The following is an 18395-nucleotide window of genomic DNA, read 5'->3' as shown; positions in this document are numbered from 1 at the left end:
TTCACCGAAAGGCGCTCGACTCCCCATGCCCGAGCTGGTGTTCTTCTCCGGAACCATGGACTGCGGGAAGTCGACGCTGGCTCTGCAGTTCGCGCACAACCGGTCGGCGAGGGGACTGCAGGGCTTGATCTTCACCCGGGACGACCGCGCGGGGGAGGGCAAGCTCTCTTCACGGCTGGGGCTGGTGACCGACGCGGTCGAGGCGGTGACGGGGATGGATCTGTATGCCTATGTGGTCGACCGGGTGTCTCAGGGCGGCAAGGTCGACTACTTGATCGTGGACGAGGCGCAGTTCCTGGCACCGGAGCAGATCGATCAGTTGGCGCGGGTCGTGGACGACCTGAACCTTGATGTCTTCGCCTTCGGTATCACCACCGACTTCCGCACCAAGCTCTTCCCGGGCTCGCGGCGGCTGATCGAGCTGGCGGACCGCCTTGAGACGCTCCAGGTGGAGGCGATGTGCTGGTGCGGGGCGCGGGCCACGCACAATGCCCGCACCGTGGGCGGTGAGATGGTGGTGGAAGGCGAACAGGTCGTCGTCGGTGACGTGAACGGCCTGACCGCGGAGGTCGGCTACGAGGTGTTGTGCCGGCGGCACCATCTGCGCCGCATGACGAGCGCCTCGGCCCATGCCGGCGCGCTCTCACCGGACGTCCTGCCGATGACCTCCGACTGAGCGCGCACGCAGCTCACGCGGGAGACCTGAAGACCGGAACTGTCGCCGCCCGCACGGGTGTTGAGTGACGTGTCACTGCTCCTCGTGGTCGTATCCGCTGAGGAGTTCGACGCCGCGGAGCAGGGCGGAGTGGTCGAGGTCCGCCTCTCCGCGGGCCACGGCCGATGCCACGAGCTGGGCGGCGACGCTGCCCAGGGGGATGGCGGCGCCGATCGCGCGGGCGGTGTCGGTGACGATGCCCGGGTCCTTGTGGTGCAGGCCCATCCGGAAGCTGGGCGTGTAGTCGCGCTTGAGGAGGTTGGCCTTCTTGCGGGCGAGGGCGGTGGAGCCCGCCATGCCGCCGCCGATGACGTCGAGGGCGGCTTCGAGGTCCACCCCCGACTTCTCGAGGAAGACCACCGCTTCTGCGCACGCCTGCAGGCTGATCGCGAGGACCAGCTGGCTGGCGGCCTTCACCGTCTGGCCGCGGCCGTTCGGACCGCAGTGCGTGATGGTCCTGCCGAGGGCCTCGAAGACGGGTTTCGCCGCTGCGAAGTCCTCCGCGTCCCGGCCGACCATGATCGACAGGCTGGCGTCCGTCGCACCGGGCTCCCCGCCCGCCACGGGCGCGTCAAGAACCCGGATCTGTGCGCGGCGGCTTTGCCCGCCAGCGTGATCGCGTGCCGCGGGGCGATGTAGCGGTCGGTGTCCTCCGTGGAGACCGCTTCGAGCGTCTGCCCATGGTCGGGACGCGTGGCGCCGAAGGTGGCGATCCGTACGCCGAGCAGCTTGAGCGCGGTCGATGTGTCGGTGCCGTCGAACGGCTCCGGGGTCCGCCCCGCCAGCTGGCGCGCGACGCTGTCGGCCATGCGGTACCCGGGCGCGACCAGGCCGTGGCAGCGTCCTCGCACGCAGGCGCACTCGCCGACGGCCCACACCCGCTCGTCGGCGGTGCGGCAGAGATCGTCGACGACGAAGCCGCCCCGCTCGCCCCGCTCGAGCCCGGCGGTGTCGGCCAGTTCGTCACGCGGCCGGACGCCCGCGGCGAACACCACCACGTCGGCTTCCAGCACCGTCCCGTCGGAGAGCGTCACCGCCCGCACCGCCCCGTCTCGCCGAGACGCTGGACGACCTCTGCACCCGGTGGGCCAGGGCATCGGGCGCCACCGCCCTGACCGTGCCCGCGCTGCTGCCGGTCACAGACCTCGCCGCGCTCGACGTCTACCGGAACTTCCCCCAGCTCGCCCTCATCTCCTCGCCCCTGGACGTCGCCGCCGCCGGCACCGGGCAGATCGAACAGCAGGCCTTGGCCGGGGAGTGCGGTCCCGGGGCGCTGCGCGGCGCGGGCCTCGCCCTCCCCTCCAGCGCCTGCTACGGCGTGTACCTCCACCACCGCGACCGGCAGGTGTCCCCGGACGGAGAGCTGGTGACCGTGGTCGCGCAGCGCTTCCGCAACGAGGACCACTTCGACGGGCTCCGCCGGCTCAAGGCGTTCCGGATGCGCGAGGTCGTGGCGCCGGGAAGCCCGGACCAGGTCACGGACCACCTCGATCGCTCGACGCGCTTCCTGGACGCCCTGGCCGGCGAGATCGGCCTGCCGCTGGAACGCCGGGCGGCCTCCGACCCCTTCTTCGACCAGTCCGGCGAACGTGCCACGTTCCAGCAGCTGCTTCCGGTCAAGTACGAGTAGGTCTACAAGGGCTTGGCGATCGCCTCGGTCAACACCCACTTCCTCTTCTTCGGTGAGCGGTGCGCCATCTCGCTGCCGACCGGCGAACCGGCGTCCACCAGCCGTGTCGGCTTCGGGGTCGAGCGCTGGCTGCACGCGCTGGCGGACCACTTCGGCGGCGACTGGGACCTGGCACAGGACGCCGTGGAGAAGGCCGCGAAGTCGCTGGCCTGAGGGACGGGGCCGCGGTGGTGCGCGCCGGTGGACGCGCACCACCGCTCCCGGCCGCCTCAGCCGGCGGGCGGCCGGGGCGCGCGGCGGGCCGTCACGCTCCAGCGTCCGTCGGTGCGGGTGAGCCGGATGGGATGGTCGAAGCACTTGCTGACCTGGTCGCTGGTGAGGACGTCCTCGACGGGCCCGGAGGCCAGCGGGCGCCCGTCGCGCAGCAACAGCACATGCGTCGTCCCGGGGGGCAGCTCTTCCAGATGATGGGTGACCAGGACCGAGGCGAGGTCCGGATAGCTGTGCTGCAACGTGTCGAGCCGCTCGATGAGCTGCTCACGGCCGGCCACGTCCAGACCGGTCGCGGGTTCGTCGAGCAGCAGCAGCCGCGGACTGGGCATCAGCGCCCGGGCGATCAGCGCACGGCCCCGCTCGCCCTGGGACAGGGTCGGCCACCGTGCCTCGCGGCGGTCGCCGAGGCCGAGCAGCTCGATGAGGCGGTCGGCGAGGGCGACCTGCTCGGGGGCCGGAGTCCATCGGGGGATGCGTTCGAGGGAGTTGGTGACGCCGGTCAGCACCACGTCGTGGACCTTGAGGGCCGAGCGCAGGTCGTGCCGCGGGTTGACATGTCCGACGGATGAGCGCAGTTGGCGCATGTCGACCCGTCCCAGCCGGTGGCCCAGCACCTCGACGGTGCCGCGCGTGGGGTGGGCGAGCGCCCCGAGGAGAGCCAGCAGGGTGGTCTTGCCCGCGCCGTTTGGGCCGAGCAGCGCCCAGTGCTCGCCGGCCCGTACGGTCAGCGACACACCGCTCAGGATCGCGCTGCCGTCGCGGACGACCTCCACGTCCTGCGCGTGGAGTACCGGTGCTGTGGTCACGAGGAGGCCTGTTCGCAGCGGTTGACGGCGGCCATGACGGCGTGGACCGACGCGGTCAGGACGGAGGTGTCCCAGCCCGCGCCCCAGCGGGTCATGCCGTTCACCCGGCACTCTGCGTAGGCCACGGCGGGGCTGCCCGGCCCGGTGCTGGTGGAGTGCTCGGTGTAGCCGAGGATGTCGACGGTGATGCCCACGGTGCGCAGTGCGTCGGCGAGGGCGGACAGCGGTCCGTTGCCGGTGCCGTGACAGGAGTGCTCCTGCCCACCGGTGCGCAGGGCACAGGTGAACCGGTGCTCGCCGGGGGCGGGTTCCGTGGCGTTCCAGGAGGCCAGGGCGATGGGGCCGTGCAGGGCCGGGGCGATGTAGGTGGTGCGGAAGAGCTCCCACAGCTCCTTGTGGCTCAGCTCCTGGCCGGTGGAGTCGGTGACGTGCTGCACGGCGCGGGAGAAGTCCGGGCGCATCGACTGGGGCAGGTCCAGCCCGTGATGGGTGTGCAGGAGGTGGGCGATGCCTCCCTTGCCGGACTGGGAGTTGATGCGGATGACCTCCTCGTAGGTACGGCCGATGTCACCCGGGTCGATGGGCAGGTACGGCACCGCCCACGGTGCCTCCTCGGCGGCGAGGCCCTGCTCGGCGGCCTGCTTGGCGTGGTGGGCCATGCCCTTGGCGATGGCGTCCTGGTGGGTGCCGGAGAAGGCGGTGTGCACGAGGTCGCCGCCGTAGGGGTGGCGGGGGTGGACCGGCAGCCGGTTGCAGTGCTCCACCACCTCGCGCACCGCGTCGATGTCGGAGAAGTCGACCATCGGGTTCACGCCCTGCGCGTACAGATTGAGGGCCAGGGTCACCAGGTCGACGTTCCCGGTGCGCTCGCCGTTGCCGAACAGACAGCCCTCGACGCGCTGCGCCCCCGCCAGCACGGCGAGTTCGGCGCAGGCGACGCCGGTGCCGCGGTCGTTGTGCGGGTGGACGGAGAGGATCACCGAGTCGCGGCGCGCCAGGTGACGGTCCATGTACTCGATCTGGTCCGCGTACACGTTGGGCGTGGCGATCTCCACGGTCGCGGGCAGGTTGTGGATCACCGGCCGGTCGGGGCTCGCCTCCCACAGCTCGGTCACGCTGTCGCACACCTCCAGGACGAAGTCCGGTTCCGTGAGGTTGAAGACCTCCGGGGAGAACTCGAACCGGATGTCGGCGCCCGGCCGCTGTTCGGCCTTGCGCAGCAGGTAGCCGGCGGCGTCCAGGATCAGCCGGTGGACCTCGGCACGGGAGCGGGACAGGACCACGTTCCGCCAGGTGGGCGCGGTCGCGGTGTAGAGGTGCACGAGGGTGCGGGGGAGGCCTTCGACGGAGGCGATGGTCCGGTCGATCAGGTCTTCGCGGGCCGCGGTGAACACGGAGACGGTCACGTCGTCGGGGACGGTGCCGCTGTCGGCCAGGTGCCGTACGAAGTCGAAGTCGGTCTGGCTGGCGGACGGGTAGCCGACCTCGATCTCCTTGAAGCCCATGGTGACCAGGAGGTCGAACATCCGGCGCTTGCGCGTGGTGTCCATCGGCTCGGCCAGCGCCTGGTTGCCGTCGCGCAGATCGACCGGCACCCACAGGGGGGCCCGCTCGAGCCGGCGCGAGGGCCAGGTGCGTTCGGTCAGGGGCAGGGCGACCCGCTGGTGCGCGGGCTGGTAACGGTGGTGCGGCATCGCGCTCGGACGCTGGGGGTTCCAGCGCGGCGCGTCCGCCGGGACGTCACCGGCGGGGGTGCGCAGGGTGGGAAACGCCGTGCTCTGAGAGGGAGCAGCCATGGTGTGCTGAACTTCTTTCGGTCGGCCATCGTGCGACCGGCGCAGCCCCGAACCCCGCTGCGGGGTGCCGGTCGTGTCAGGCCCCGCAGCGGCAGCCGAGGAGAAGGAGCTCGTGCAGCAGCATGCGAGGTACAGTAACGACAACTCAGCTCCTCAGACAACCTGAGAGGTGTGGAAAGGTGAACCTCACATGTCACTAGGTGCCTTGCGGCCGTCCCCCTTGGTCGAACAGGCCACGGAACACCTGCGCGAGCAGATCACCGGCGGCGAGTGGGCCGTGGGAACGAAACTCCCTGGCGAGACCGCCCTCGCCAAGTCCCTCGGCGTGGGACGCTCCACCGTCCGCGAGGCCCTGCGCGCACTGGCCGGCGCGGGACTGGTGCAGGCACGTCAGGGTGCCGGAGTCTTCGTCATCGCGACCAAACCCAAGGAGGACTGGTCCACCCAGCTCCGCCAAGCGGTCATCACGGACGTCTACGAGGTGCGGATGCTCCTCGAGGTGGAGGCCGCGCAGCTGGCCGCGCAGCGCCGGACCGAGGACGACATCACCGCCCTCCACGATGCCCTGGCCAGACGCCGTGACGCCGCGAACGCCGGCAACGCCGAGTTCGTCGAGGCCGACATCGCCCTGCATCGGGTCATGGTCGCCGCGGCCCACAACCCGGTCCTCACCAGCCTGTTCACCGAGTTCGTGCCGGTGCTCCAGAGACGGCTGCTCGATCTCGTCGAGTTGCTCAGCCTGCGCTCCGACAATCCGAACCATGGCGACGCGGGACACGCCGTCCTGGTGAACGCCGTTGTGCAGGGGGATGCCGAGGCGGCCGGACGGGCGCTGCGGGACGAGCTGCAGCAGACCCTGGCCCTGCTCAACTCCCTCTGATCCGCGTCGTCGTCCGTCGTCCTCCCAGAGAGCGGTAGCCGTGCTCGATGCCGAACCGTGGATACGGTCCTTTCCCTCCGTCGCGTCACCCGCCACGTCCTGGACGGTCCTCTTCTTCCCGCACTCGGGCGGCTCCGCCGACTCCTACCGGGACCTTGCGGCGCGGCTGGCCGGCACCGCCCGGACGGCGTGCGTGCGCTACCCGGGGCGGGCGGAACGAGGACGCGAGCCTCTCTTCACCGATGTGCACGTCCTCGCGGACCAGGTGGCCGAAGCGCTCGCCCCGGCCCGCGGGGACGGTCACCGACCCGCCCGGCGTCCGGGCGTGGGAGCGGCACACCACCTCGACTCTGCGCGTGCACGAGCTGCCCGGGGGACACTTCTTCACCAACGAGCGCGCCGAGGACGTGGCGGACATCCTCCGCGAAGTCATGACGAACGAGTGGGCACTCGACGCGCGTCCATGACCGGCGGCCGGCACAAGCCCCACGGCGTCAGCCGGTTCGTGCCGGTGCCGAGGCGCCGGGCTCACCCTTCCACCAGCTCGCGTTCGCGGGTTTCCGGCAGCCCCAGCAGACAGCCGAACCTGTTCCTGGCGTCCGCTCCGTGCCCGCTCCATGTCCGCCGACGCTGCGTACTGGGAAGTCGCCCATCGGACCCACACGCCGGACTCCGAGCTTCCCCACCGTTCTTCCACCATTTCCTCGACGGAGAGAACGAGCGCCTGCGATTCTTCGCCGAGTTCTTCCGGTTCATCCTCCGCTGTGGCCAAAAGCGCTACGAATGCCCATGGGCAATCCCGACGGGATTCGCGACCCGCACCTCCATGCCGAAAAGGCGACCGGACGGGCTGCCGATGCGGAACGTTCAGGGGTGGTCCTTCACCGCGGCACCTGGATCAGCGAGAAATGGGCGCCCTCGGGGTCGGCCACGGTCGCGACGCGGCCGCGCGCGCTGTCCTCGGCCGGTCCGAGGACCTGCCCGCCGAGCGCGGCGACACGGGCGAGGGACGCGTCCGTGTCGGCCACTTCGAAGTACGTCGTCCAGTGCGGCCCCAGGTCCCGCGGCAGCGCGCCGCCCACGCCGTGGATGCCGGCGACGGGGCGGCCCGCCACGTGCAGGGTCAGATAGTCGAAGTCGGCGGACGCCACCATCGCCTCCTCGTCGTAGCCGAACACCGTCTCGTAGAACTTGCGGACGCTCGCGGTCTCGTACGTCGCCAGTTCGTACCAGGCGGGCGTGCCGGGCACGCCGGTGACGGCCGTGCCGACGTGGGCCGCCGCCTGCCAGATGCCGAAGACGGCGCCGGAGGGATCGGAGCCGATCGCCAGACGGCCGTCCTCGGCGGCGTCCAGGGGACCCACCCCGATCGTGCCGCCGCACAGCCTGACCGTTTCGGCCGTCGTGTCCACATCGTCCGAGGCGAGATACGGCGTCCAGGCCACGGGGAGATGGCGGTCCGGGGGCAGTTGGCCGATGCCGGCCACCTCACGGCCGTCGAGCAGCGCCCGCGCGTAGGGACCGAGTTGCGGCGGACCGGGTTGGAATTCCCAACCGAACAGCTCACCGTAGAACTCCTGCGTCGTGGTCAACCCGTGCGCCATCAGACTCACCCAGCAGGGTGTGCCGGGCGCATACCGAGTGTGTGCTGCACCGATCGGGCCGGCCGACCCACCTGCCTCGGTCATCGTCACTCTCTCCTCGGCCCTTCGTGGGGGCCGCGTCGCTTCCGCCCTCGGAGAATGCCTGATGGGGGGGTTCTCATCGGTTTACGGGCGGTTGTCGCCGTATGTCGATCGCCTGTACGGCATGTGCTCGATCCCGCACGCCCCGTGATCGAGCCTGTCCGGCCGAGCAGAGTAGCCGGACATGAGCGATGGGGCCACTCCGTGCGCGAGGATGGTGGCCATGAACGCCATCATCACCGCATCGGAACTGGCCGGCGACCTGGCGGGGGAGAATCCGCCCGTCGTCCTCGACGTCCGCTGGCAGCTCAGCGTGGCGAAGGCGGCCGGTGAGCCGTCCTTCGACGGCCGGGCCGCCTACGAGGCCGGGCATGTGCCCGGCGCGGTCTACGTCGACCTGGACCGGGAGCTCGCGGGAGCGCCGGGCGGGCGCGGCCGTCATCCGTTGCCCGACCTCGCGGAGTTCGGCGCCGCGATGCGCCGCGCGGGTGTCTTCGCCGGCCGGCCGGTGGTCGTGTACGACGGCGGGCAGGGCTGGGCGGCGGCACGCGCGTGGTGGCTGCTGCGCTGGACGGGGCACCCGGACGTGCGGGTCCTGGACGGCGGGTTGCCGTCGTGGCAGGGGGACCTCTCCGTCGACGTCCCCGCGCGCGTGCAGGGCGACTTCGAGCCCGAGCCGGGCGCCGACGGCCTGCTCGACGCGGACGGGGCCGCGGCGCTCGCCCGCGCCGGAGTGCTGTTCGACGCCCGCGCGGGGGAGCGGTACCGCGGTGAGGTCGAGCCGATCGACCGGGTCGGCGGACACATCCCGGGCGCCGTGTCCGCGCCCACGAACGACAACGTGGCCTCGGACGGCCGTTTCCTGAGCGCCGAGGAGCTGAAGGCCCGGTTCAAGGCGCTGGGAGCGGAGGACGGCGCCGAGGTGGGCGTGTACTGCGGCTCGGGCGTCTCGGGGGCGCACGAGGTGCTGGCGCTGGCGGTCGCCGGGATTCCGGCGGCCCTGTACGTCGGGTCGTGGTCGGAGTGGTCCGCGGACCCGGCCCGGCCGGTCGCGGTGGGCCCCGACCCCCAGTGACCGTCCGCGGGGACACGTTGGGGGACGGCCGCTCCGAACAGGAGCGGCCCTCCCCCACGTATGTACCTCTGTGCGAACCGGCATCGGCGAAGAGACGGACGCCCCGGGCGAGTTGCCCGGGGGCCGTTTACTCCTGCTTCTTGCGCCGCGTCCCGAACACGATCTCGTCCCAGCTCGGCACGGCGGCCCGGCGGCCCGGACGGACGCCGTCCGCCTCGGCCTGCCGGTCGGTGGCGCCGACGAGACGGTCGCGGTGGCTGCCCACGGAACGCGGCATGAGGACGTCCGCGTAGGCGGAACCGGCGGAGGCGGCCGGCGCCGGGGGTTCCTCGGCGACGGGCTCCTGCTCGTCGGGCTCCTCGGTGGCGGGTTCCGTCGGGCGCTCCGGGACGACCATGTCGCCACGGAAGCTCGGCACCGCCTCCAACAGGCTGGTCAGCGAGTCCCGTTCGCGCTCGCCGGTGGTCTCCTCGGCCGGCTCCGACGGCTGGGCCGGCAGGCTCGGCCGGTCGAGGGTGCGGTCCAGCGGCCGGTCGCGCGGCAGCCGGGCGATCCGCGGGACGAACGGAAAGCTGGGCTCCGGAGCGGCCAGGTCGTCGGACTCGCCGATCAGCGAACGCGCCTCGTCGTCGACGGCCTGGACGAGCCGCCGGGGCGGGTCGTACGTCCAGCTCGCCGAGTGCGGTTCGCCCGCGACCCGGTAGACCAGCAGGACCTCCCAGGTGCCGTCGTCGCGGCGCCAGGAGTCCCACTGGACGGTGTCCTTCTCGGCGCCGCGCAGCAACAGCCGTTCCTGGACCGCCTCGCCGAGCTGCGGCCCGGCGTTCTCACCGGGCCGACGGACCGGAGTCTTCCGGGCCCGCTCGGCCATGAAGGCACGCTCGGCCAGCACGGGGCCTTCGAAGCGGCGCACACGGTCGACAGGGATGCCGGCCATCTGCGCGACTTCTTCCGCGGTCGCACCGGCACGTATACGCGCCTGGATGTCGCGGGGGCGGAGATGGCTCTCCACCTCGATCTCGATCTGGCCGAGGCGGGGACGGTCGCCGCGTACGGCGGCGCGCAGACGCTCGTCGATCGGAAGCGTGTACTCCGTGCTGTCCGCAGCCTTCAGCACCAGCCGTGTGCCGTCATTCGAGACGGCCACGACACGCAGTTCGGGCATGGGGACCTCCCGGGTGGTGCCTGCCGACGTCACGTGCGTCGCTGCTTCCGCTAGTCGAGTGTGGCCTGCCCGGGTGCAGCCTGCCACAACCTTGCCGAGTTGCCCGGCGTGTCGGGCACAGGCCCTGCGCCGCCGTTATGGCACGGTTACCTATTCGCCACGCTGAGTGACCAACGCCGTCACCCTGTGCAACTAGCCCCCTCCGGGCGGTCCAGCGAGGCCCCGGACATCCTGGCGGGAGACCGGGCCCAGGGCTCGCAACAGTACTCCATTTGGGCCACGTGCGTGGATTGGCGCGCCATCCAACTTCTCGCGAGAAGTGGGACTTGACCCTCCGTGGCGGCCTTTCCGCGATCTTGGGCGCGGCACATTTCACGCAATCTCCCGAAACGGAGGCGGCTGTTTCGCTCCCGCGCTCCCGCCGGCCCGACGGAGTCCGCTACGGCCCCAGAACCCTCCGCAAGTAGTCGTTCTGGAACCGACGGTCGGGATCCAGCCGGTCCCGCAACTCCGTGAACTCGGCGAAGCGCGGATACACACCGGCGAAGTACTCGGCGTCCCGCGTGTGCACCTTGCCCCAGTGCGGCCGGCCCTCGTGGGCGGTGAAGATGGGCTCGGCGGCGGTGAAGTACCTCTGGTACGGCGTGCCCTTGACCATGTGGACGGCGATGTACGCGCTGTCGCGGCCGGAGGCGGTGGACAGCGTGATGTCGTCGGCGGGCGCGGTACGCACCTCCACCGGGAAGCTGATCCTGAGGTCGGAGCGCTCGATCATGGCCTTCAGCTCGCGCAGCGTCTCGGTCAGTGCCGCCCGCGGGACGGCGTACTCCATCTCCACGAACCGCACCCGGCGCGGGGACGTGAAGACCTTGTAGGGGATGTCCGTGTAGGTGCGCGCGGACAGGGCCTTGCTGGAGACCCGGGCGATCGTCGGGATCGTGGCAGGCGCCGCCCGGCCCACCCACTGGGCCGCCTGGAAGACGCCGTTGGACAGGAACTCGTCCTCGATCCAGCCCGCGACCGGGCTCACCGGCTTGCGCGGGCCGGCGCTGCGGTTGTTGCGCTTGGTGTTGGTGCTGCCGGTGTGCGGGAACCAGTAGAACTCGAAGTGCTCGTTCTCGGCCCACAGTTCGTCGAACTCGGCGAGGACCCTGTCGAGGGGCATCGGCTCCTCGCGCGCGGTGAGCAGGAAGATCGGCTCCACGGCGAAGGTGATCGCGGTGACGATGCCGAGGGCGCCCAGGCCGATCCGGGCGGCGGCGAAGAGCGCGCGCTCCTCGTCGGTCCCCTTCTCGGAGCAGGTGAGCACCGAGCCGTCCGCGGTGACGAGTTCGAGCCCCTTGATCTGGGCGGCGATCGAGGCGGACTCGCGGCCGGTGCCGTGCGTGCCGGTGCTGATGGCCCCCGAGACGGTCTGCTCCATGATGTCGCCCATGTTCGTGAGCGACAGCCCCTCGCGCGCGAGGGCCAGGTTGAGTCGCTTGAGCGGTGTGCCAGCCTCGACCGTGACGGTCATGTTGTCACGATCGATCTTGCGGATGCCGGTCAGCAGCTGAGGGCGGATCAGCACACCGTCCGTGGCGGCGATCGACGTGAAGGAGTGGCCGGTGCCGACCGCCTTCACCTTCAACCCGTCCTCGGCGGCCCGGCGCACGGCCGCCGCCAGCTCGTCGACGGACGCGGGTGTGACCTCACGCGCGGGGCGTGCGGCGACATTGCCGCCCCAGTTACGCCACGTGCCGTTCTTCCCGCTCGCTGTGCTGCTCAACGGTGCCTCCCCGACCCGGCGCCGGTCTGCTCAGCCGGCGGTACCCCAGGAAACCGACCGCGACCGCGACGGCTCCGGACACCGCCGGAACCCCGTACCCGGCCCGCGCCCCGGCCGCGTCGATGACCCAGCCGGCGAGAGAGGAGCCGAGCGCGACCCCGACCGCGAGCCCGGTGCTGATCCAGGTCATGCCCTCGGTCAGATGTGCGCGTGGTACGTGCTCTTCGATGAGGGACATCGTGGTGATCATCGTGGGAGCGATGGCCAGGCCCGCAAAGAACAGCGCCACGGCCAGAAACGGCAAGTTTCCGACCAGTAGGAGGGGGATCATACTCACGGCCATCATGAACACGCCCAGCAGCCAGCGTCGTTCCGGTGCCCCCTTGAGGCGCAGCAGGCCGAACACGAGGCCGGCCGCGCACGAACCGGTCGCGTAGATCGCGAGGACGAGGCTGGCGGCGCCCTTGTGACCCTGCTCGTCGGCGAAGGCGACCGTGACCACGTCGACCGCCCCGAAGATCGCTCCGGTCGCCACGAAGGTGGCCACCAGGACCTGCAGTCCGGGCGAGCGCAGTGCCGATCCGCCGCTGCGCTGCTCGCGCGGGTGCGGCTTCGGCTCGGTGGCCCGCTGGGCGGTCAGCCAGAAGACGCCGACGGCGAGGAAGCAGGCCGCCAGCAGCGGTCCCGCCTCCGGGAACCAGACGGTGGACAGGCCGATGGAGATGATCGGCCCGAAGATGAAGCACACCTCGTCCACCACGGACTCGAACGAGTACGCCGTGTGCAGTCGGGGAGTGCCCCGGTACAGGGCCGCCCAGCGGGCCCGGATCATCGCGCCCAGGCTGGGCACCGACCCGATGCCGGCGGCACACACGAACAACACCCAGTCCGGCCACTCGAAGTGCGCGGCCAGCAGCAGCCCGGCCGCCGCGGCGAGCGCGACCACCGTCGCCGGGCGCAGCACCCGGCGCTGCCCGTGCAGGTCCACCAGCCGCGAGATCTGCGGCCCGAAGACCGCGGCCGCCAGCGCGATGGTCGCCGACAGCGCGCCCGCGAGCCCATAGCGCCCGGTGAGCTGGGAGATCATCGTGACCACGCCGATGCCCATCATCGACAGCGGCATCCTGCCGAGGAACCCGGCGGCGGAGAAGCTCTTGGAGCCGGGGGCGGCGAACAGGGCGCGGTACGGGCTGGGCACGGCGGTCTCCGGTGGTCCGGTCACGCGCGGTAAGGCGTGAATACAGCTCGTACAGCTTACGAGTTAGGCAACCCTAACGTATGTTCGGCGCCGCCACCCCGCGGGCGGCACGCCCCCGTCCACCACCCGCCGTTTCCCGGCTGTCAGCGCCGGGTGGCAGGATCGACCCATGCGAGACGCGCTCGATGCAACCCCCTACGACGCCCTGCTCCTGCTCTCCTTCGGCGGCCCGGAAGGCCCGGAGGACGTGGTTCCGTTCCTGGAGAACGTGACGCGCGGGCGAGGCATCCCCAAGGAACGCCTCAAGGAAGTCGGTCAGCACTACTTCCTGTTCGGCGGGGTCAGCCCCATCAACGACCAGAACCGCGCCCTGCTGGACGCCCTGCGCAAGGACTTCGCCGACCACGGCCTGGACCTGCCGATCTACTGGGGCAACCGCAACTGGTCCCCGTACCTCACGGACACCCTGCGCGAGATGGCCGCCGACGGCCGCCGCCGCATCCTCGTCCTCGCCACCAGCGCCTACGCCTCCTACTCGGGCTGCCGCCAGTACCGCGAGAACCTCGCCGACTCGCTGGCCGCGCTGGAGGCCGAGGGCCTCCAGCCGCCGAGGGTCGACAAGCTGCGGCACTACTTCAACCACCCGGGCTTCCTGGAGCCCATGATCGACGGCGTCGTCGCGTCCCTCGCCGACCTGCCCGACGACGTCCGCGCGGGCGCGCACCTCGCCTTCACCACGCACTCGATCCCGACGGCCTCGGCCGACACCTCCGGCCCCGTGGAGGACCACGGCGACGGCGGCGCCTACGTGCGGCAGCACCTGGACACCGCGCGGCTCATCGCCGACGCCGTCCGCGAGCGCACCGGCGTGGACCACCCCTGGCAGCTCGTCTACCAGTCCCGCTCCGGCGCCCCGCACATCCCGTGGCTGGAGCCCGACATCTGCGACCACCTGGAGGAGCGGCACGCGGCCGGCGCCCCCGCGGTCGTGATGGCCCCCATCGGCTTCGTCTCCGACCACATGGAGGTCCTCTACGACCTCGACACCGAGGCGAAGGCCAAGGCGCAGGACCTCGGCCTGCCGGTACGCCGCTCGGCCACCGTGGGCGCCGACCCGCGCTTCGCCGCCGCGATCCGCGAGCTCGTCCTGGAGCGCGCCGGCCAGGAGAGCGGCCGGGAGATCACCCCGTGCGCCCTGGGGGCGCTCGGCGCGAGCCACGACGTGTGCCCGGTCGGCTGCTGCCCCGCCCGCGCCCCCAAGCCCGCAGCCGCGGGCGCCGACAGCCCCTACGCGTGAGGAGCGGCGTGACCGACCCCCTGCACACCGAACTGCTGGAGCTCGCCCAGGAGGCCGCCCGCCGGGCCGGTGAGCTGCTGCGGGACGGCCGCCCGGCCGACCTCGCGGTCGCCGCCACCAAGTCGAGCCCGATCGACGTGGTCACCGAGATGGACATCGCCGCCGAGAAGCTCATCACCGGCTTCATCTCCGAGCACCGCCCCGACGACGGCTTCCTCGGCGAGGAGGGCGCCTCCAGCGAGGGCGACAGTGGCATCCGCTGGGTGATCGACCCGCTGGACGGCACGGTCAACTATCTCTACGGGCTGCCCACCTGGGCCGTCTCCATCGCCGCCGAGCAAGGCGGCGAGACGGTCGTCGGAGTCGTCGAGATCCCGATGCGCGGTGAGACGTACCACGCGGTACGCGGCGCAGGGGCCCGCGGGAGGGGAGCCTGGGAGGGCGAGCGCGTGCTGTCCTGCCGTCCGACGGCACCGCTGGACCAGGCCCTGGTCTCCACCGGCTTCAACTACGTCACCGAGGTCCGCGCCCACCAGGCCGACGTCGCGCAGCGGCTCATCCCGCTGCTGCGGGACATCCGGCGCGGCGGCTCGGCCGCGGTCGACCTGTGCGACGTGGCCGTCGGCCGCCTCGACGGCTACTACGAACGCGGGCTGCACCCCTGGGACCTCGCCGCCGGCGACCTGATCGCCCGGGAAGCGGGCGCGCTGACCGGTGGACGGCCCGGAGAGCGCCCGGCACGTGATCTGGCGGTGGCGGCCACGCCCGGCGTCTTCGAGCCCCTCCAGCGGCTTCTGGAGGACTTCGGCGCCTGGCACGACTGAGCCGCGTGACGCGGACAGGCGAAGGGGCCCCGGCGCTGGATTCGCCGGGGCCCCTTCGTCGTGCTCGGGAACTGCGCAGAACTGCTCAGACGCTCGTCGCGCCGACCTCCACACCATGTTCGGCGGCGAGGCGACGCAGGTCGTCGAGTTCGGCCTGCTCCACCTCGGCAAGGAAGTCGTCGCCCTCGTCGCGAGCCCTCGTCAGGTCGGACTCGGTCGCCCTTATGCGCTGCAGAAGTCCTGTGGTGAATGCGTCCATGCTGCGCCCCCTCGTCCTGGGTCGTGGGTCGGTGGCACGGGGGTGTGCCGGTTGGGAAGGGGCGATCACGTCTGCAAGCAGGTGCCCAGCGCTGCCCTGCTGGGCGGCGACGGTGCCGGACACCCACGCCCACTCTGCGGGAAGCGGAACGTGCTGTACCACATGGTGCTGCGGCACATGCAGAGCGTGATCGCGGGGTGTAAAGCCGTCCTCCCCCCGCTCTCTTCCACGGAAACCTCAACCCGACGAGAAAATCTCGCATTCCCGGGCTTCACACCGCTCCTTCATCTGTCACGCACCCGTCTTACCGCCGACTTATGGCCGAAAAGGGCAGGATGGGAGCACACACTCACCAAGGCCCCTGCCCGCGTGCGCTCACGGAGCGCTACGCGGGTGGACAGAGGAAGGACAAGCGACGTGCGCGTACTCGTCGTCGAGGACGAGCAGCTGCTCGCCGATGCGGTGGCCACCGGACTGCGCCGGGAGGCCATGGCCGTCGACGTCGTGTACGACGGTGCGGCCGCCCTGGAGCGCATCGGCGTCAACGACTACGACGTGGTCGTCCTCGACCGCGACCTCCCCCTCGTGCACGGCGACGACGTCTGCCGCAAGATCGTCGAGCTCGGCATGCCCACGCGCGTGCTGATGCTCACGGCGTCCGGCGACGTCAGCGACCGTGTCGAGGGCCTGGAGATCGGCGCCGACGACTACCTCCCCAAGCCCTTCGCCTTCAGCGAGCTGATCGCACGCGTGCGTGCCCTCGGCCGGCGCACCAGCGTGCCGCTGCCGCCGGTCCTGGAGCGCGCCGGCATCAAGCTCGACCCCAACCGCCGCGAGGTCTTCCGCGACGGCAAGGAGGTCCAGCTCGCGCCCAAGGAGTTCGCCGTCCTGGAGGTCCTGATGCGCAGCGAGGGAGCGGTGGTCTCCGCGGAGCAGCTCCTCGAGAAGGCCTGGGACGAGAACACCGATCCGTTCACCAACGTCGTGCGGGTGACCGTCATGACGCTGCGCCGCAAGCTGGGCGAACCTCCGGTGATCGTCACCGTCCCCGGTTCCGGCTACCGGATCTGATCCGCCGTGGCATCGACGCCCGCGCCGCCCCAGGCGCCCCCGAAGCCCACCTGGGACCCCAGGAGGCCGCAGGCCGCCCTGCCCTGGCTGCGCCCCACCATCCGCATACGCCTCACGCTGCTGTACGGCGGGATGTTCCTGATCGCCGGCATCCTGCTGTTGTCGATCATCTACCTGTTGGCCGCGCAGGCCCTCCATGAGGGCGGCGGCGGCCAGTCCTTCCAGGTGACCGGATCCAATCTCGACATCACCAGTCAAACCTGTCCCGCCGTCAACACCGCGCCCGGCAGCGAGATCAACTCGGTGCTCAAGCAGTGCGACGCCGTCCAGCGCCAGCAGGCCCTGGACGACCTGCTCAGCCGCTCACTGCTGGCGCTGCTGGGCCTGGCCGTGATCGCCTTCGCGTTCGGCTACGCCATGGCGGGGCGCGTACTCACCCCGCTCGGCCGGATCACCCGCACGGCCCGCGCGGTGGCGGGCTCGGACCTGTCCCGTCGTATCGAGCTGGACGGTCCCGACGACGAGCTCAAGGAACTGGCCGACACCCTCGACGACATGCTGGAGCGCCTGCAGCGGGCCTTCACGGCCCAACAGCGCTTCGTCGGCAACGCCTCGCACGAGCTGAGAACACCGCTGGCGATCAACCGCACCCTGCTCGAAGTGCACCTCTCCGACCCGGGCGCGCCGGTGGAGCTGCAACAGCTCGGCAAGACGCTGCTGGCCACCAACGAGCGCAGCGAACAGCTCGTCGAGGGCCTGCTGCTGCTCGCCCGCAGCGACAACCAGATCGTCGAGCGCAAGCCGGTGGACCTCGCGGAGGTCGCCGAGCAGGCCATCGACCAGGTCCACGGGGAGGCGGCGGCCAAGGGCGTGGTGATCCGGGGCGAGCAGAAACCCGCGGTCGTCCAGGGCAACGGCGTCCTGCTGGAGCGGATCGCCCTGAACCTCGTACAGAACGCCGTGCGGTACAACGTGCCCGAGGGCGGTTGGGTCGAGGTGACCACCGAGGTTCAGCACGGCCAGGCGGTCCTGGTGGTGTCGAACACCGGGCCGGTCGTGCCGGCGTACGAGATCGACAACCTGTTCGAGCCCTTCCGTCGGCTGCGTACGGAGCGGACGGGCAGCGACAAGGGCGTCGGGCTCGGCCTGTCCATCGTGCGGTCCGTGGCCCGCGCGCACGGCGGTCATATCGCGGCCCAGCCGCGCGAGGGGGGTGGGCTCGTGATGCGAGTTACCTTGCCTGTCTGAGATCATGTCGCCGACACACGCGGGGATGTTCGCTTTGCGCGGAATTTTCTGGGCCTCGACCCGGCCTGGCCGTGTGTGATCGATCACAAGGGCGAATTTCCGGCCATCTACTCTCCGTGATCATGGATGCTGTCGTAAGGCCCGGAAAATCCGGGTTTTCGGGGGTCCTGATCACGGGAAGTACACGGTGAGACGCCTTTGAAGTGCGGCAATCGGACCGTGTACGGTCCCGATCGCCATCCAAGCCGATCACTCGTGAGGAGTTCGGTTGGGTGTCGATTGAGTAACAGACCTTGATGTGAGGCAAAATCTCCGCCTCGAGGCGGGCACAAGTCCGGCCTCTCACGCGTTACGTGCGCTGGAGACACCGCAGACACCCAGAGGGGGAGAGGCGAAATGGCTACCGATTACGACACCCCACGCAAGACCGACGACGACGTCGATTCCGACAGCCTTGAAGAGCTCAAGGCACGGAGGAACGACAAGTCCGCCTCGGCAGTGGACGTTGACGAGTTCGAGGCCGCGGAGGGCCTTGAACTGCCCGGCGCAGACCTCTCGAACGAGGAGCTGGCCGTCCGGGTGCTGCCGAAGCAGCAGGACGAGTTCACCTGCATGAGCTGCTTCCTGGTGCACCACCGCAGCCAGCTGGCCCGGGAGAAGAACGGCCAGCCGATCTGCCGCGACTGCGACTGAGGCGGGGTCGGC

Annotated in this window: 18 protein-coding genes and 3 pseudogenes; 12 read left to right on the top strand and 9 right to left on the bottom strand. The window is 71.0% G+C overall.

Features of this window, described 5'->3' with window-relative positions; all coding sequences use genetic code 11:
- The first annotated feature begins 25 nt into the window (after nucleotides 1–25).
- Complete coding sequence (locus B5557_RS11520; RefSeq protein WP_079659031.1) at nucleotides 26–676, top strand: thymidine kinase; 651 nt, start codon at nucleotides 26–28, stop codon at nucleotides 674–676.
- 72 nt (nucleotides 677–748) lie between these two features.
- Here B5557_RS11520 and B5557_RS11515 read toward each other — a convergent pair.
- Both B5557_RS11515 and B5557_RS45025 read right to left on the bottom strand, forming a co-directional pair.
- A pseudogene (locus B5557_RS11515) lies at nucleotides 749–1300 on the bottom strand (NAD-binding protein); the annotation flags it as partial.
- A 320-nt stretch (nucleotides 1301–1620) separates the two neighbouring features.
- Nucleotides 1621–1812 (bottom strand): annotated as a pseudogene (locus B5557_RS45025) (FAD-dependent oxidoreductase); the annotation flags it as partial.
- Nucleotides 1813–1832: 20 nt separating this feature from the next.
- Here B5557_RS45025 and B5557_RS11510 point away from each other — a divergent pair.
- The gene (locus tag B5557_RS11510) at nucleotides 1833–2345 is read left to right on the top strand and encodes a hypothetical protein (RefSeq protein WP_079659030.1); all 513 of its coding nucleotides are present in this window, start codon (nucleotides 1833–1835) and stop codon (nucleotides 2343–2345) included.
- A 12-nt stretch (nucleotides 2346–2357) separates the two neighbouring features.
- A complete protein-coding gene (locus B5557_RS42775; protein WP_099935798.1) occupies nucleotides 2358–2558 on the top strand; it encodes a hypothetical protein in 201 nt (66 codons plus the stop codon).
- A gap of 56 nt (nucleotides 2559–2614) precedes the next feature.
- Here B5557_RS42775 and B5557_RS11505 read toward each other — a convergent pair whose 3' ends face one another.
- Both B5557_RS11505 and leuA read right to left on the bottom strand, forming a co-directional pair.
- Nucleotides 2615–3424, bottom strand: a complete 810-nt coding sequence (locus B5557_RS11505; protein ID WP_173877666.1) for an ABC transporter ATP-binding protein — start codon at nucleotides 3422–3424, stop codon at nucleotides 2615–2617.
- On the bottom strand, nucleotides 3421–5220 hold the full coding sequence (gene leuA, locus B5557_RS11500) for a 2-isopropylmalate synthase (RefSeq protein WP_079659029.1): 1800 nt from the start codon (nucleotides 5218–5220) through the stop codon (nucleotides 3421–3423). The genes B5557_RS11505 and leuA overlap by 4 nt, the downstream gene beginning before the upstream one ends.
- Before the next feature lie 190 nt (nucleotides 5221–5410).
- Between leuA and B5557_RS11495 the strand changes: the two genes are divergently transcribed.
- From B5557_RS11495 to B5557_RS11485, 3 genes and pseudogenes are all read left to right on the top strand, one after another.
- Nucleotides 5411–6100 carry a FadR/GntR family transcriptional regulator gene (locus B5557_RS11495; RefSeq protein WP_099935795.1) on the top strand — a complete coding sequence of 230 codons (690 nt, stop codon included), beginning with the start codon at nucleotides 5411–5413 and terminating at the stop codon, nucleotides 6098–6100.
- A pseudogene (locus B5557_RS11490) lies at nucleotides 6030–6341 on the top strand (thioesterase domain-containing protein); the annotation flags it as partial. The gene B5557_RS11495 and the pseudogene B5557_RS11490, both read left to right, overlap by 71 nt.
- Before the next feature lies 1 nt (nucleotide 6342).
- Nucleotides 6343–6567 (top strand): hypothetical protein, encoded by a 225-nt coding sequence (locus tag B5557_RS11485; RefSeq protein ID WP_079659027.1) that lies wholly within the window; start codon nucleotides 6343–6345, stop codon nucleotides 6565–6567.
- Nucleotides 6568–6981: 414 nt separating this feature from the next.
- On the opposite strand, the gene B5557_RS11480 is transcribed toward B5557_RS11485, so the two are convergent.
- Nucleotides 6982–7788, bottom strand: a complete 807-nt coding sequence (locus B5557_RS11480) for a VOC family protein (protein WP_079659026.1) — start codon at nucleotides 7786–7788, stop codon at nucleotides 6982–6984.
- A 220-nt stretch (nucleotides 7789–8008) separates the two neighbouring features.
- Between B5557_RS11480 and B5557_RS11475 the strand changes: the two genes are divergently transcribed.
- Entirely contained in the window at nucleotides 8009–8860 is an 852-nt protein-coding gene (locus B5557_RS11475) for a sulfurtransferase (RefSeq protein WP_079659025.1), read from the top strand.
- A 127-nt stretch (nucleotides 8861–8987) separates the two neighbouring features.
- On the opposite strand, the gene sepH is transcribed toward B5557_RS11475, so the two are convergent.
- The 3 genes from sepH to B5557_RS11460 form a co-directional block, all read right to left on the bottom strand.
- Entirely contained in the window at nucleotides 8988–10025 is a 1038-nt protein-coding gene (gene sepH / locus B5557_RS11470; protein WP_079664725.1) for a septation protein SepH, read from the bottom strand.
- A 439-nt stretch (nucleotides 10026–10464) separates the two neighbouring features.
- The gene (locus B5557_RS11465; RefSeq protein ID WP_079659024.1) at nucleotides 10465–11793 is read right to left on the bottom strand and encodes a D-arabinono-1,4-lactone oxidase; all 1329 of its coding nucleotides are present in this window, start codon (nucleotides 11791–11793) and stop codon (nucleotides 10465–10467) included.
- Entirely contained in the window at nucleotides 11753–12991 is a 1239-nt protein-coding gene (locus tag B5557_RS11460) for an MFS transporter (protein WP_079659023.1), read from the bottom strand. The genes B5557_RS11465 and B5557_RS11460 overlap by 41 nt, the downstream gene beginning before the upstream one ends.
- 169 nt (nucleotides 12992–13160) lie before the next feature.
- Here B5557_RS11460 and B5557_RS11455 point away from each other — a divergent pair, with 169 nt between their 5' ends.
- Nucleotides 13161–14288, top strand: coding sequence for a ferrochelatase (locus B5557_RS11455; protein ID WP_079659022.1), 1128 nt, complete (start codon nucleotides 13161–13163; stop codon nucleotides 14286–14288).
- 8 nt (nucleotides 14289–14296) lie between these two features.
- On the top strand, nucleotides 14297–15112 hold the full coding sequence (locus B5557_RS11450; protein ID WP_079659021.1) for an inositol monophosphatase family protein: 816 nt from the start codon (nucleotides 14297–14299) through the stop codon (nucleotides 15110–15112).
- A gap of 85 nt (nucleotides 15113–15197) precedes the next feature.
- Here B5557_RS11450 and B5557_RS44200 read toward each other — a convergent pair whose 3' ends face one another.
- Complete coding sequence (locus B5557_RS44200) at nucleotides 15198–15371, bottom strand: hypothetical protein (RefSeq protein WP_173877665.1); 174 nt, start codon at nucleotides 15369–15371, stop codon at nucleotides 15198–15200.
- A gap of 417 nt (nucleotides 15372–15788) precedes the next feature.
- On the opposite strand from B5557_RS44200, the gene B5557_RS11445 reads away from it, so the two are divergent.
- From B5557_RS11445 to B5557_RS11435, 3 genes are all read left to right on the top strand, one after another.
- A complete protein-coding gene (locus B5557_RS11445; RefSeq protein ID WP_003993508.1) occupies nucleotides 15789–16442 on the top strand; it encodes a response regulator transcription factor in 654 nt (217 codons plus the stop codon).
- Between the two features lie 6 nt (nucleotides 16443–16448).
- Nucleotides 16449–17690 (top strand): sensor histidine kinase, encoded by a 1242-nt coding sequence (locus tag B5557_RS11440; protein WP_079659020.1) that lies wholly within the window; start codon nucleotides 16449–16451, stop codon nucleotides 17688–17690.
- 396 nt (nucleotides 17691–18086) lie between these two features.
- Nucleotides 18087–18383, top strand: coding sequence for a DUF4193 domain-containing protein (locus tag B5557_RS11435; protein ID WP_003993510.1), 297 nt, complete (start codon nucleotides 18087–18089; stop codon nucleotides 18381–18383).
- Nucleotides 18384–18395 lie beyond the last annotated feature (12 nt).

The sequence above is a fragment of the Streptomyces sp. 3214.6 genome (assembly GCF_900129855.1).
GTDB lineage: Bacteria > Actinomycetota > Actinomycetes > Streptomycetales > Streptomycetaceae > Streptomyces > Streptomyces soliscabiei.
Note: the sequence above shows the minus strand (reverse complement) of the source record. Positions and strands in the feature narration are given on the sequence as shown.

What these genes read in the sequence shown, in the direction of transcription:
- B5557_RS11435 (WP_003993510.1), top strand. Translation starts at nt 18,087, where the DNA reads ATGGCTACCGATTACGACACCCCACGCAAGACCGACGACGACGTCGAT.
- leuA (WP_079659029.1), bottom strand. Translation starts at nt 5,220, where the DNA reads ATGGCTGCTCCCTCTCAGAGCACGGCGTTTCCCACCCTGCGCACCCCC.
- sepH (WP_079664725.1), bottom strand. Translation starts at nt 10,025, where the DNA reads ATGCCCGAACTGCGTGTCGTGGCCGTCTCGAATGACGGCACACGGCTG.
- B5557_RS11520 (WP_079659031.1), top strand. Translation starts at nt 26, where the DNA reads ATGCCCGAGCTGGTGTTCTTCTCCGGAACCATGGACTGCGGGAAGTCG.
- B5557_RS44200 (WP_173877665.1), bottom strand. Translation starts at nt 15,371, where the DNA reads ATGGACGCATTCACCACAGGACTTCTGCAGCGCATAAGGGCGACCGAG.
- B5557_RS11485 (WP_079659027.1), top strand. Translation starts at nt 6,343, where the DNA reads ATGTGCACGTCCTCGCGGACCAGGTGGCCGAAGCGCTCGCCCCGGCCC.
- B5557_RS11495 (WP_099935795.1), top strand. Translation starts at nt 5,411, where the DNA reads ATGTCACTAGGTGCCTTGCGGCCGTCCCCCTTGGTCGAACAGGCCACG.
- B5557_RS11475 (WP_079659025.1), top strand. Translation starts at nt 8,009, where the DNA reads ATGAACGCCATCATCACCGCATCGGAACTGGCCGGCGACCTGGCGGGG.
- B5557_RS11480 (WP_079659026.1), bottom strand. Translation starts at nt 7,788, where the DNA reads ATGACCGAGGCAGGTGGGTCGGCCGGCCCGATCGGTGCAGCACACACT.
- B5557_RS11455 (WP_079659022.1), top strand. Translation starts at nt 13,161, where the DNA reads ATGCGAGACGCGCTCGATGCAACCCCCTACGACGCCCTGCTCCTGCTC.